Annotated in this window: 12 protein-coding genes and 1 pseudogene; 5 read left to right on the top strand and 8 right to left on the bottom strand. The window is 67.4% G+C overall.

Features of this window, described 5'->3' with window-relative positions; translation table 11 throughout:
• Positions 1-3 precede the first annotated feature (3 nt).
• Positions 4-2,406, bottom strand: a complete 2,403-nt coding sequence (locus J3A72_RS00255; RefSeq protein WP_075076376.1) for a prolyl oligopeptidase family serine peptidase — start codon at positions 2,404-2,406, stop codon at positions 4-6.
• A gap of 210 nt (positions 2,407-2,616) precedes the next feature.
• On the opposite strand from J3A72_RS00255, the gene J3A72_RS00250 reads away from it, so the two are divergent.
• Together J3A72_RS00250 and J3A72_RS00245 are read left to right on the top strand one after the other, a co-directional pair.
• On the top strand, positions 2,617-3,189 hold the full coding sequence (locus tag J3A72_RS00250; protein ID WP_014645657.1) for an Ax21 family protein: 573 nt from the start codon (positions 2,617-2,619) through the stop codon (positions 3,187-3,189).
• Positions 3,190-3,387: 198 nt separating this feature from the next.
• Positions 3,388-4,071 carry a response regulator transcription factor gene (locus tag J3A72_RS00245; protein WP_032961444.1) on the top strand — a complete coding sequence of 228 codons (684 nt, stop codon included), beginning with the start codon at positions 3,388-3,390 and terminating at the stop codon, positions 4,069-4,071.
• A 6-nt stretch (positions 4,072-4,077) separates the two neighbouring features.
• On the opposite strand, the gene J3A72_RS00240 is transcribed toward J3A72_RS00245, so the two are convergent.
• Positions 4,078-4,467: a DUF6165 family protein gene (locus tag J3A72_RS00240; RefSeq protein ID WP_046428155.1), complete on the bottom strand. Its 390-nt coding sequence runs from the start codon at positions 4,465-4,467 to the stop codon at positions 4,078-4,080.
• 178 nt (positions 4,468-4,645) lie between these two features.
• On the opposite strand from J3A72_RS00240, the gene J3A72_RS00235 reads away from it, so the two are divergent.
• A complete protein-coding gene (locus J3A72_RS00235; protein WP_075076410.1) occupies positions 4,646-5,344 on the top strand; it encodes a TorF family putative porin in 699 nt (232 codons plus the stop codon).
• Here the strand turns inward: J3A72_RS00235 and J3A72_RS00230 are convergent.
• A complete protein-coding gene (locus J3A72_RS00230; RefSeq protein ID WP_046428156.1) occupies positions 5,341-6,582 on the bottom strand; it encodes an MFS transporter in 1,242 nt (413 codons plus the stop codon). The genes J3A72_RS00235 and J3A72_RS00230 overlap by 4 nt on opposite strands.
• A gap of 50 nt (positions 6,583-6,632) precedes the next feature.
• Between J3A72_RS00230 and J3A72_RS00225 the strand changes: the two genes are divergently transcribed.
• Positions 6,633-7,520 carry a LysR family transcriptional regulator gene (locus J3A72_RS00225; RefSeq protein WP_014645661.1) on the top strand — a complete coding sequence of 296 codons (888 nt, stop codon included), beginning with the start codon at positions 6,633-6,635 and terminating at the stop codon, positions 7,518-7,520.
• On the opposite strand, the gene J3A72_RS00220 is transcribed toward J3A72_RS00225, so the two are convergent.
• Positions 7,489-7,956, bottom strand: a complete 468-nt coding sequence (locus tag J3A72_RS00220; RefSeq protein WP_014645662.1) for a DUF1456 family protein — start codon at positions 7,954-7,956, stop codon at positions 7,489-7,491. The genes J3A72_RS00225 and J3A72_RS00220 overlap by 32 nt on opposite strands.
• A 160-nt stretch (positions 7,957-8,116) precedes the next feature.
• On the opposite strand from J3A72_RS00220, the gene J3A72_RS00215 reads away from it, so the two are divergent.
• Positions 8,117-8,869, top strand: coding sequence for an SDR family NAD(P)-dependent oxidoreductase (locus tag J3A72_RS00215; RefSeq protein WP_014035694.1), 753 nt, complete (start codon positions 8,117-8,119; stop codon positions 8,867-8,869).
• Between the two features lie 90 nt (positions 8,870-8,959).
• Here the strand turns inward: J3A72_RS00215 and J3A72_RS00210 are convergent, their stop codons facing one another.
• From J3A72_RS00210 to J3A72_RS00195, 4 genes and pseudogenes are all read right to left on the bottom strand, one after another.
• A complete protein-coding gene (locus J3A72_RS00210; RefSeq protein ID WP_046428160.1) occupies positions 8,960-9,856 on the bottom strand; it encodes an SPOR domain-containing protein in 897 nt (298 codons plus the stop codon).
• A 21-nt stretch (positions 9,857-9,877) separates the two neighbouring features.
• Positions 9,878-11,566, bottom strand: a complete 1,689-nt coding sequence (argS, locus tag J3A72_RS00205; RefSeq protein ID WP_032961431.1) for an arginine--tRNA ligase — start codon at positions 11,564-11,566, stop codon at positions 9,878-9,880.
• A gap of 112 nt (positions 11,567-11,678) precedes the next feature.
• Positions 11,679-11,957, bottom strand: a pseudogene (locus J3A72_RS00200) (JAB domain-containing protein); the annotation flags it as partial.
• A 164-nt stretch (positions 11,958-12,121) separates the two neighbouring features.
• A complete protein-coding gene (locus tag J3A72_RS00195; RefSeq protein ID WP_075076375.1) occupies positions 12,122-12,346 on the bottom strand; it encodes a helix-turn-helix transcriptional regulator in 225 nt (74 codons plus the stop codon).
• Positions 12,347-12,556: the final 210 nt, after the last annotated feature.

Below are 12,556 nucleotides of genomic sequence, written 5' to 3'. Positions count from 1 at the left end.
TGTTCAGCCCGGGCCACCCGGGAGCGGGGCCAGCACCGTATCCGGTGGCTGCTGGCCGGCCAGGTGGCGCACGAAGTAGTCCCACATGCGGTGCGTGTAGGTGGCGTCGTTGCGGAACAGTTCGTGGTCCTGCCGGGCCAGGTACAGCAGGTCGTAACTACGCTGGGCCTTGTTCAGGGCCGCGGCCAGCTGCAGGGTCAGCGCCGGTGGCGCGTTCTCGTCCAGTTCGCCATAGACCAGCAGCAGATGCCCGCGCAGGTTGCCGGCCAGTGCCGCATTGTCGAGCCCGGCAAGGGGGGCCGGCACGCCACCGGCCATGGCTGTAGCTGGCACCACGCCACCGAACAGCCGGTCCATGCCGTGCAGGGCGCCGCCGTACATGCCCTGGAAATTGTGGCTGCCGGCCGAGGCCACAGCCACCTTGTAGAACGCCGGGTGGCGCAGCAGTGCACGCGCCGCGCTGTAACCACCGAACGAATGCCCGTAGATGCCGACCCGCTGCAGGTCGATGCCCCGGTAGCGTTCGCCCAGCTGGCGCAGCGCGGCCACATGGTCATCGAGCTGCACATCGGCGCCGTGCAGGAAGCTGCTGTCATGGAATGCCTTGTCGCGGCCGCCGGTGCCGCGGGCATCGATGCTGACCACCACGAAGCCGAGCTCGGCCAGGCTGGCGCGCGATACCGGGTTCTGCGCCGAAACCGCTTCGGCATAGGTCACCGGCGCATTGCTGATGAAGGCGCCGCCGTACATCGCGTCGATCACCGGGAAGCTGCCGTCATCGCGATAGTCGCGGGGCAGGTAGACGGTGGCGAAGATCGGCGTGCGCCCGTCGGCGGCCAGCAGCCGTTCGCGCCGCGGCGGCCGCCAGCCAGCAGCGATGATCGCCTGCGCATCCGCAGCCTCCAGCACCATCACTTCGCTGCCATCGTCGCTGGCGCGCAGCACCGTGCGCGGCGGCTGCGCGAGGCTGGACACGGTATCCACCAGATAGCTGCCGCCCGGCGACAGCGCCTGCGGCGCGCGTCCGCCGAACAGCATGCCGGTGCCCGCATCGGCCAGGTGGTCGCTGCCATCGGCGGCCAGGCGCTGCACCGGCCCACCGTGCAGTGCTACCCGGTACAGGCCACGTACGTAGGGATCGCCGCCCTCGACACCGCCAGCACTGAAGTATGCCCAAGCGCCTGCGCTGTCCACCCCGAGAAGGTCACGCACCGCCCACCGGCCGCGGGTGAGCTGGCGCATCACCTTGCCGTCGGACAGGCGCACCCGGTACAGATGGCCCCAGCCATCACGCTGCGAGAACCACACGGCGGTGTCCTGGCCGGGCAGGATCGCAACCGAGGCACGGTTGTAGGAATACAGGCTGAGCTGCAGGCGCGCGTCGCCGGCTTCTTCCAGCACGGTGCGCAGCGCACCGCTGCCGGCATCGATCTCCACCAGGCGCAGTCGTCGCGGCGCGCCGAAGTGCGCGATCGCGGCATACAGCCGGTGGCCGTCCCAGCCCAGCACGCCGGCCTCGCTGAGGGTGTTCCAGCCCTCGGGCAGGGTGATGTCCTGCTGCCGGCCGCTGCGCACATCGACGATGTACAGGCTGTCACGCACCTGCTGTGCATCGCCCAGCAATCCCAGTTTCACCGTGTGCACGCGGGGCCGCGCGCCGCCGGCCGGGGTGCTTTCCAGATAGGGGTAGTCCCGCAGCGCACGTTCGTCGTAGCGGACGCCGGCAACATAGCGTCCATCGGGCGACCAGCCGACGGCGAATGGCCGCGCCGGCATCCGGCCCTGGCTGCGTGGAATACCGCGCAGGGTGAAATCGGGCAATACACCATAGCCATGGCCGGCGACACCGCCGGTGGTCAGCGCCCGCGGTGCCTGTCGGCGTTGCTGCAGCCATAGATTGTGGTCGCGCACCTGCAGCCAGGCCTCGCCGTCGGGTGCGGGCAGTGCATCGGCAGCAGGCATGGCGCCCTGCGTCCGCAGGCACTGCCAACGTGGCCACTGGCAGTCGATGCCGGCTTCACCGCTGAAGCGCAGGCGCAGGCCATCGGCCAGCACCTGCACATTGACCAACCGCAACCGTTGCCCGTTCACCCCCAGGGCCCCCGCAGCGCTGTCCAGCGCAGCGCGATCGAAAAGGATCTGCCGGGAGGCCTGCGCCGGATCGACCAGCACGCCCTCGCGCCGGCCCTGGCCGTCTTCGCGTTCGTACCAGAAGCGGCCATCGGCCAGCCAGTTCGGCAGGAGCGAGGCATTGCGCAGCGCACCGCGCAGGTGGCTGTCGTGCACGCGCTCGGCGCGCTGGTAATCGGAGGGCTGCAACGGCCGAGCCGATGCTGTGGAAAGCACGCCGATGAAGGCGAGGACGGCGGCGCAGAACCGGAACCGCAGCGGGGCAGGTACGTGCAAGGCAACCTCCTGTTGCAAGGGTCAGCGGAATTCGAATGCACGCGCGCCGCGCGCGTATGCCAGACGCAGCCTGAATCAAGCCAAAAAATTCAGCAATGCGAAGACCGCTGTTTTCAGGGAGCGTTGTGGCGAATAACGGAGAATTTACATTCCCGATGCGATGGCGCCCTGGCGCTGCTGCACACCATAAGAAAGTAAAGGTGTACCCCCATGAAGAATTCGCTGATTGCTCTGGCCCTGGCCGCTGCCCTGCCGTTCACCGCTTCGGCTGCTGAGAACCTGTCCTACAACTACGCCGAAGCCGACTACGCCAAGACCGACGTTGAAGGCATCAAGGCCGACGGCTGGGGCGTGAAGGGTTCCTACGGCTTCCTGCCGAACTTCCACGCCTTCGGCGAATACAGCCGCCAGGAAATCGACCACACCAACCTGAAGGTTGACCAGTGGAAGGTCGGTGCCGGCTACAACGTTGAAATCGCTCCGAGCACCGACTTCGTTGCCCGCGTTGCCTACCAGAAGTTCGACCGCAAGCACGGTCTGGACTTCAACGGCTACAGCGCTGAAGCCGGTATCCGCACTGCCTTCGGCGCCCACGCCGAGGTCTACGGCATGGTCGGTTACGAAGACTACGCCAAGAAGCACGGCGTCAATCCGGATGGCCAGTGGTACGGCCGCCTGGGTGGTCAGGTCAAGCTGAACCAGAACTGGGGCCTGAACGGCGAACTGAAGATGAACCGCCACGGCGACAAGGAATACACCGTCGGCCCGCGCTTCAGCTGGTAATTGCTGCCTCGGCGCGATTGCGCGCTGGAGACGCCCCAACAGGCCCGGCATTTGCCGGGCCTGTTGCGTTTGCGCCGTGGCAAACCGGAATGCTGTCTGACTGGCGGAATGCGCGGGCCAGCCATTGCAAGGAATTGGATTCCGCCGCTGCGGGCACCGACCTACGTTGGATGTCCCATGTTGCCTGGACATGCCGCAATGCCGCTGACCCTCCCGCCTCTGCTGCCTGATCGGCCACGACGCCTGGCGCTGCTGGACCCGCACCCGGTACTGCGGTTGGGCGTGGAAGTGCTGCTGCGCCAGCACGCGGGTGTGCAGGTACGGGTGAGCCTGTCCAGCGAGGCGCACCTGCTGCACCTGCTGGAGCGCAGCCCGACGTGTGTCGACCTGCTGCTGATCGATGCGTTGCCCATGGGCGACCTGGGCGATGGGTTGGCCCTGTTGCACGTGCTGTCGCAGCGCTGGCCGGCACTGCCGGTGCTGGTGCTCTCGGCACACTGCAATGCCAGCACGGTGGCCACCGCGATGCGTGCCGGTGCGCGCGGCTTCCTGTCCAAGTCGACGCCACCGGACGTGCTGCTGCGTGCCATTGATGTGGTCGCCCGGGGAGGGCGCTTCGTGCCACCAGAGCTGCGCGCGGAACTGAACCTGCCGGGCACGCGTGCACGCAGAATGCCGGCCCCGGCACTGGTGCCGTTGAGCCAGCGCGAACGGGAAGTGCTCGGGCTGGTGCTGAAAGGGGTCAGCACCAGCGAAATGGCCCTGCGATCGGGGCGTTCAGCCAGCACGATCAGCTCGCAGAAAACCTCGGCCTACCGCAAGCTCGGCATCCGCGGGGACGGTGACCTGTTCCGCTTCCGCCACCTGCTGGAATGCGGATGAGCGGCGTTACTCGCCCTGATACTGCTTCTCTTCCACCAGTGCAGAACCGGCCAAGCGGTTGATCTCGTTCTTCACCTGCACGCGCTCGCCATTGGTGCCATAGACACCGCGTGCCAGCTGGATGAATGCATCATCGAACACCTGGGCCGCTTCCTTGTCGCGCAGCTGGTCCTGGATGTCCCACATACGCTCGTTGATCGCCTTCAACTGCTGCTGCAGCGCGGCCAGGGCCGGCTGTGCCTGCAGCTGCTGCTGCAACAGGGGCAGCAGGCCGTCCAGCTCGGTGCGCACGTTGGCCAGCTTGGCGGCATCGTCGATGCGCTCGGCCTTGATCTGGAGAATGGTGATCTTGTCGATCAGCTCGCCGATCGATACCGGGGTCAGGATGGCGTCCACGCGGTTGGTTCCTGGAAACAGGGCGCCATGATACCGCGCCGCTGGCGCATGGCCCCGATCCACGGGATTTACGCCGAATTTGCGCCGCAGGCCGGGCCGCACCCTCGATCCGTTACGGCCACGCGCTGGACACTGCCGTCCCGGCGGCGTGACCGCCTTCGACGAGGAACACAGTGCAGTGAACAGCAAGGGGATGATGGCGGCGGTGGTGGCCGCCCTGGCAGGGCTGCTTGGCATGGGCAGCGCGCAGGCACAGGTGCAGGTCAGTGGCAGTGCGGCCTTGACCAGTGACTACGTGTGGCGCGGCAGCTCGCAGAGCGATGGTGACCCGGCGGTGCAAGCCGGCGCGAAGATCTCGATCCCATCGGGCTGGTACGCCAGCGTGTGGGGGTCCAACGTCTCGTTCAAGCCGGACAATGGCGCGCGCAGCGAGTTCGACCTGGTGGCGGGCTGGTCCGGCGCGCTGGCACCGGACTGGACGCTGGATGCGAACCTCACCCGCTATGTGTATCCGGGTACCGGTCGTGCGCTGGACTGGACCGAACTCAACACCACCGTGACCTGGAAGCAGCGCGCCTGGCTGCAGGTCGCGCATTCCAACGATGCGTTGGCCGGTGGCCATCGCGGAACCTATGCCCAGCTGGGCGTGCGTGCGCCGCTGCACGAACGCGTCCGCCTGGAAGCAGCGGTGGGCCAGTACTGGCTGGCCACCGCGCAGGGCCCGGATTACCTGCATGGCCAGCTCAGTGCCATTGCCACGCTGACTCCGGCATGGGAGCTGCGCGCCACCGTGCATGACACCGACAGCGCGGCCAAGCGACTGTTCCCGGGCAATGCCGGGGGACGCTGGGAGCTGGCGCTGCAGGGCAGCTTCTAGTTCGACGATGCCGCCTGGCGCGCGCGCAGCGCGCCGGGCAGCCACAGCAGCAGGGCCAGCACGGCCACGGCGGCACCGGCCACGCAGACGCCGGTCCAACCGTAGCGCTGGTAGACCTGCGCCGACAGCAGCGAACCCAGCGAGCCGCCGATGAAGTACCCGGTCATGTAGCCGGCATTGAGGCGGTTGCGCGCCGCGGGCTGCAGCGCATAGATCAGGTTCTGGTTGCTGACGTGCAACAGCTGTGCGGCCAGGTCCAGCACCACCACGCCGATCAGCAGCGCCAGCAGCGAGTGGGCCGACAGCCCCAGTGGCAGCCACGACAGCAGCAACAGCACCAGCGCGATGGCAGTGGCGCGTCCGGTCTGGCCGCGGTCGGACATGCGCCCGGCCAGGCCGGCCGCCAGCGTGCCGGCTGCACCGACCAGCCCGAACAGGCCGATGGTGGCATCGCTGTAGGCGTAAGGTGGCTGCGCCAGCAGGAACGCGAGCGGGGTCCAGAAAATCGCGAACATGGCAAAGCTGCAGGCACCCAGCAGGGTGCGCTGGCGCAGCACCGGCTCCTGCACGAACAGCACGCCGATCGAGCGCAGCAAGGCGAAATAGCCCAGGCCGGCGCTGTGGTGGAATCGCGGCAGGCCGCGCTGCAATGCCAGTGCGGTCAGCACCAGGGTGCCGGCAGCGATGGCATACACCAGGCGCCAGTCACCCAGGCTGGACAGCAGGCCTGCCACGGTACGCGCCAGCAGGATGCCCAGCAGCAGGCCACTCATCAGCGTGCCGACCACGCGGCCACGATGTTCCGGCGCGGCCAGCGTGGCCGCGAACGGCACCAGCACCTGTGCCACCACCGAAAACAGACCGGTGATCGCGGTCCCGACCAGCAGCCAGGCCAGCGACGGCGCGCAGGCACTGATCACCAGGCCACCGGCCGACAGCAGGCTCATCACCACGATCAAGCGGCGGCGCTCGAACAGGTCACCCAGTGGCACCAGCAGGATCAGTCCGGCGGCATAGCTCAGCTGTGCTGCGGTAACCACCATGCCGACCTGGCCGAACGGCACGCCGAAGGCATCTGCGATGGTGTGCAGCAGCGGTTGCGCATAGTAGTTGCTGGCCACGGCCACGCCGGTGGCGACCGACATCAGCAGCACCTGCCAGCGGTGCAGAGGGGGAAGGGACGGGCTCACGCGGTGTTCCAGGAAGCGGGGTGCACAGTGTCCGCCTGCTGCGGTCATGATGGAAATGAATCATCATCATCCTTGTCATCTGAAAACAAGATAGCTGGATGAACCTCAAGCAGCTCGAGTTTGCCGTCGCCCTGGCCGAGGAGGGCAATTTCACCCGTGCCGCCGAGCGCTGCCACGTGGTGCAGTCCGCGCTCAGCCACCAGATCGCCCACCTGGAACAGGAACTGGGTGCCACGCTGTTCGAGCGCCTGCCACGCCAGGTGCGGGCTACCGCCGCCGGCGAGGCGTTGCTGGTGCACGCACGCCAGGTGCTGGCCAGCCTGCGCCACCTGCGCGCCGACGTGGCTGCCGTCAGTGGCGAAGTGCGTGGCCTGCTGGCCATCGGGCAGATTTCTTCGCTGACCGACATCGACGTCGTGGCGATGCTGGCGGCCTTCCAGCGGGTGCACCCACAGGTGGAGTTCCAGCTGCGCGTGGACAAGAGCGAAGACCTGATCGCACAGGTGCAGTCGCGCGCGCTGGATGTGGCACTGGTCGGCCTGGCGCCGTCGGCAGCGCTGGACGGCGTCTGCCACCAGGTGCTGCAGGAGGAGGATCTGGTAGCGGTACTGGCGCCCTCGCACCGGCTCGCCGGGCGCACGCGGCTGCCATTGACCGCACTGCAGGATGAAGCGCTGGTCGACTTCCCGCGCGGTACCGGTGCGCGCCGACAGACCGACGATGCCTTCGCCGCCGCTGGCCTGCCGCACACGGTGCGTTTCGAGGTCAACCTGATGGAACTGGTCGAGCGCTTCGTCCGCCATGGATTGGCGGTCGGCATCGTGCCGGCGTTGATCGCCGAAGGTTTCCAGGGCGTGGTTCAGATTCCACTGCAGCCGACCCCCACCCGGCGCGTACACCTGGTCTGGCAGCGGCTGCCGACGCCGGCCGCGCGCGCCTTCGTCGAGGCCGTGCTCAGCCGCGCAGGCGCAGGCTCAGGCCCTTGAGGAAGTTGCGCAGCATCTGGTCCAGACAGCGCCGGTAGTTGGTGTGCCCGGGCTGGCGGAACAACGCACCGACTTCCGACTTGGACACGTTGAAGCCGGCGCTGGCGAAGATCTCCATCAGGTCCACGTCGCGCAGCTGGAAGGCCACGCGCAGCTTCTTCAGCACCAGGTTGTTGTCGATGCGGGTTTCCACCGCACGCTGCGGCTGGCTCTCGTCGCGACCGCGCAGGTGCACGATCAGGCCATCGAGGAAGTGCGCCAGTGCGCTGTCGTTCATCGCCTCGAAACCGGCTTCGTCCTCGCGGCGCAGCCAAGCCTTCACCTGCTCGGTATCCACGGCGAAGGCCGGGTCGGCCATCTGGCACAGGGTGACCACGTGCTGGTCACCCAGGTCCAGGGAGTAGCGCACGCTGCGCAGGACATCATTGTTGATCATGGCGCAATTGTACCGGTCACCCCGACAAGTGGGGTCGCCGCCGGGGTCAGACCCCTTTGCTCCGCAAAGGGATCTGACCCCGGATCCGGCCGATCCGGCAACACGGCTGCTGCCGGACGGTGCCAGAATGGGGATCTGGTTTTCCCCCTGGAGTTGCCTGATGACCCGCACTGTCCTGATTACCGGCGCCACGTCCGGCTTCGGCGCCGCCGCCGTCCACCGCTTCGCCCAGGCCGGCTGGAAAGTGATCGCCACCGGCCGCCGCGGCGAACGCCTGCAACCGCTGGTCGAGCGCTATGGCAAGGACGTGGTGCACGCCGCCGCCTTCGACATCCGCGATCCGGTGGCGATGGAGGCGGCCCTGCTGGCGCTGCCGCCGGCCTTCGGCGAGATCGACCTGCTGGTCAACAACGCCGGTCTGGCGCAGGGCACCGCACCGGCACAGAGCGCCAGGCTGTCGGACTGGACCACGATGATCGACACCAACATCACCGCGCTGGTGACCCTGACCCACCGCCTGTTGCCGCAGCTGGTGGAGCGCAAGGGTGCGATCATCAACATCTCGTCGGTGGCCGGCGTCTACCCGTACCCGGGTGGCAACGCCTACGGTGGCACCAAGGCCTTCGTCAGCCAGTTCTCGCTGGGCCTGCGTTCGGACCTGCACGGCACCGGCGTGCGCGTGACCACGATCGAGCCGGGCATGGCCGAGACCGAGTTCACCGTGGTCCGCACCCATGGCGACCAGAATGCGTCGGACAAGCTGTACAGCGGTGCCAATCCGATGACCGCCGAAGACATCGCCGAACAGATCTTCTGGGTGGCCACGCTGCCACCGCACCTGAACATCAATCGCCTGGAGCTGATGCCGGTCAGCCAGTCCTTCGCCGGGTTCCAGGTCGCCCGCGAGGGCTGACGCCGTGTGTGGAGTCGAGCCATGCTCGACTCGGCAGAAACAAAAAAAGCCGGGCAATGCCCGGCCTTCTTCATGCAGTCCCGCAGAACGTCACTGCGCCTTGATGGCCATCGCCTGCAGGCCGGTGCCATCCAGCTTCTGCTTCGCTTCAGACAGTTCGCCGGCGCTGCCGTACGGCCCCATGCGCACGCGATACACGGTCTTGCCGTTGATCTGCGCCGACTCCACGCGTGCCGCCAGGCCCATCATGGCCAGCTTGGCCTTGGTGGCTTCGGCGTCGCCGGACGCACCGAAGGCACCTGCCTGCAGGATGTAGCGGGCGTTGTCGGCGGGCGCCGGTGCGGCAGTGGTCGCCGGCGCGGTGGGCGCGGCTTCCGCGCGCGGCGCGGGGGTGGCGGCCGTGCTGGTCGACGCCGGTGCGGTGCTGGCCGGCGGGGTTGCCGCGGCCGGGCGCTCGCTCAGCGGTGCCGGCAGCGGACGGTTGCTCGCGGTCACCGGTGCGGTGCTGGCGACGCTGGCCGTTGCGGTCGGTGCCGGCGTGGCCGTGCTCGCCGGCGGCACCGGCTTGCCCTCCAGCGCGGCCTGCGCGCGCGACGCTTCGGCCTTGGCCCGGCGCTGGTCCTCGGCACGCGCGCTGGCGGCCAGTTCGGCGTCGGACATTTCCACTTCCTTGCCCGGCAGCAGGGTGTAGAAGTCGTACTGCGTCGCCGCGGGCTTCTCCGGTTCGGCCGGCTTCGGCGTGGCCGGCTGCGCGGCTGGCTGGCTGCCGACATCGCTGTCTGCATCAGCAACCGGGGCCGGCTGCGCGTTCGGGTTCGGCTGCGGACCGGCGCGCAGGAAGCCGTCGCCTTCGCCCTTGAACAGGTTCGGCGCCGCCAGGAACACCACGGCGGCGATCGCCACACCGGCCACCAGCCACACCCATCCGGGTGTGCCCTGGCTGCTGCTGTTGCGTCGTGCCTGGGTTTTGCCGCGTCGTGCTGCCATGTGTACTGCGTCTCCTGATGCTTACATTTTTTCCGGGGCGCTCACGCCCAGGAGTTCGAGGCCGTTGGCCAGCACCTGGCGCGCCGCGCAGGCCAGGGTCAGCTTGGCGTTGCGATCGGCGGCGTCTTCCACCAGCACCGGCGTCCCGTGATACCACGTGTGGAAGGCATGCGCCAATTCACGCAGGTACTGCGCCACCAGGTGCGGCTCCAGCGCCACGCCGGCCGCTTCCACCACTTCCGGATAGCGCGAGATCTCGTTCATCAACAGCAGCGAGGCATCGTCGGCCAGGTGGCCAAGGTTGGCCAGGCCATTGCCCTGCTCGTACACCAGGCCCTTTTCCTGCGCCTGGCGCAGCAGGCTGCAGACACGGGCGTGCGCGTACTGCACGTAGAACACCGGATTGTCGTTGCTCTGCTGGCGCGCCAGGTCGATGTCGAAGGTCAGCTGCGAATCGGGCTTGCGCGCGATCAGGAACCAGCGGGTCGCATCGCGGCCGGCTTCTTCGATCAGGTCGCGCAGGGTGAAGTAGCTGCCGGCACGCTTGGACAGCTTCACTTCCTCGCCGCCGCGCATGACCGTGACCATCTGGTGCAGCACGTATTCCGGCCAGCCCTGCGGGATGCCCACTTCCATCGCCTGCAGGCCGGCGCGCACGCGCGCCAGCGAGCCGTGATGGTCGGCGCCCAGTTCGGTGATCGCGCGCTCGTAGCCGCGCTGCCACTTGGACAGGTGGTAGGCCACGTCCGGCACGAAGTAGGTGAAGGTGCCGTCGGACTTGCGCATCACGCGGTCCTTGTCGTCACCGAAGTCGGTGCTGCGCAGCCACAGCGCGCCGCCTTCCTCATAGGTGTGGCCGGACGCCTGCAGCTTGGCCACCGCTTCGGCAACCTTGCCGTCGGCGTACAGCGAGCTTTCCAGGAAGTAGATGTCGAAGTCGACACCGAACGCGGCCAGGTCCAGGTTCTGCTCGTTGCGCAGGTAGGCCACGGCGAAGCGGCGGATTGCCTGCATGTCGTCCGGGTCCTTGGCGCCGACCACGGTGCTGCCTTCCAGGTCGACGCTGGCACCGGCCATGTAGGCGCGGGCGACATCGGCGATGTACTCACCGCGGTAGCCGCCTTCCGGCCAGCCGTCCTGATCGGGTGCGATGCCCTTGATCCGCGCCTGGGTGGACAGCGCCAGGTTCTCGATCTGCACGCCAGCGTCGTTGTAGTAGAACTCGCGCTTGGCGTTCCAGCCGTTGGCATCGAGCACGCGGGCCACGCAGTCGCCGATCGCCGCTGCGCGGCCATGGCCGACATGCAGCGGGCCGGTCGGGTTGGCCGACACGTACTCCACGCCCACCGTGCGGCCATTGCCGGACAGGTTGCGGCCGTAGTCGTGGGCTTCCTTGATGACCGAGGCGGTTTCGCGCTGGTACGCGGCCGGGGCCAGATGGAAGTTGATGAAGCCGGGGCCGGCGATCTCGACCTTGCTGACGTCCTCGCTGCGCGGCAGCGCCTCGACCAGCGCCTGTGCCAGTGCGCGCGGATTGCTGCGCGCGGCCTTGGCCAGCAGCATCGCGGCGTTGGTGGCGAAGTCGCCGTGGTCACGGGTCTTCGGGCGCTCGACCACGAAGTCCGGCGGCAGGGAGTCGGCGGGCAGGGTGCCATTGGCGCGCAAGGCTTCGATGCCTTGGCTGATCAGGGCGCGGAGGAGATTTTTCACGAGGCCTGCTGTGAGAATGAGCGGCGGAATCGCCCATTTTAGCGCAGATGCCCGCGCCCACGCTGACCAGGACATGCCTGCGGGGCGCCCGCCCGGCCCTGACCAGGGCCGTTCAGCCGAACAGGCGCGGCTGGGGCGGGGACAGCAGGCCCCGTTCAGCAAATGAAACGGGGCGGCCCTCGCCGACCACGAAGTGGTCGAGCAGGCGCACGTCCACCAGTGCCAGCGCCTGCTGCAGTTCATCGGTGATGCGGGTGTCGGCGCCGGAGGGCTCGGGGTCGCCGGAAGGATGATTGTGGCTGAGGATCACCGCTGCCGCATTGTGCAGCAGGGCTCGACGCACCACCTCGCGGGGATAGACCGGGGCGGCATTGATGGTGCCGGCGCACACATTACAAGGTCGGGTGTGGGCGGACTTTAAGTTCATGATTTATAAGCATTAAGCTGAAGTCATGGGGTGTCCATACCCGTACAAGGACCTGTGCCTTGTGGCATCAGCTACTGAACTCTCGCATATAAGTTGCGCAAATTCAGGTCGACCTCGTGATAGCACCACTATCGATCTGCTTCGATAAAGAGGTCTGACAGAGCCGCATCGAGCCCATGTGCGAGCCGCTCCAGAGTGGTCAGCGTGATGTTCTTCTCGCCTCTCTCTATCGCGCTGTAGTAAGCCCGGTGCATACCGATCTGGTCGGCGAAGCTCTCCTGACTCTTGCCAAGCTGAATTCGCCTGAGCCGGATTGCGGACCCCAGAGCTTTGAGAAGTGCGGCCTCGTGCATGAGGCAACGCTAGGGAGGGGATACTTTTAACGCTACGCCCTTAGATGTAGTCTACTTAAAAGTATCGGCCGACCCACGTGATGTCCTTCTACTTCGTTTGTCCCGAGCTCGATTTCACAATCGAGATCCCTCTGTCTCCGCTAGGGCACGAGCAGGTCCTGAGGCAAGTACTGCGCGCCCAGGCGGATGGCGACTGCACGAAATTCCGAA

This window comes from Stenotrophomonas sp. PvP093, assembly GCF_017876915.1.
Lineage (GTDB): Bacteria > Pseudomonadota > Gammaproteobacteria > Xanthomonadales > Xanthomonadaceae > Stenotrophomonas > Stenotrophomonas muris.
This window is presented reverse-complemented; position numbering and strand designations above follow the sequence as displayed.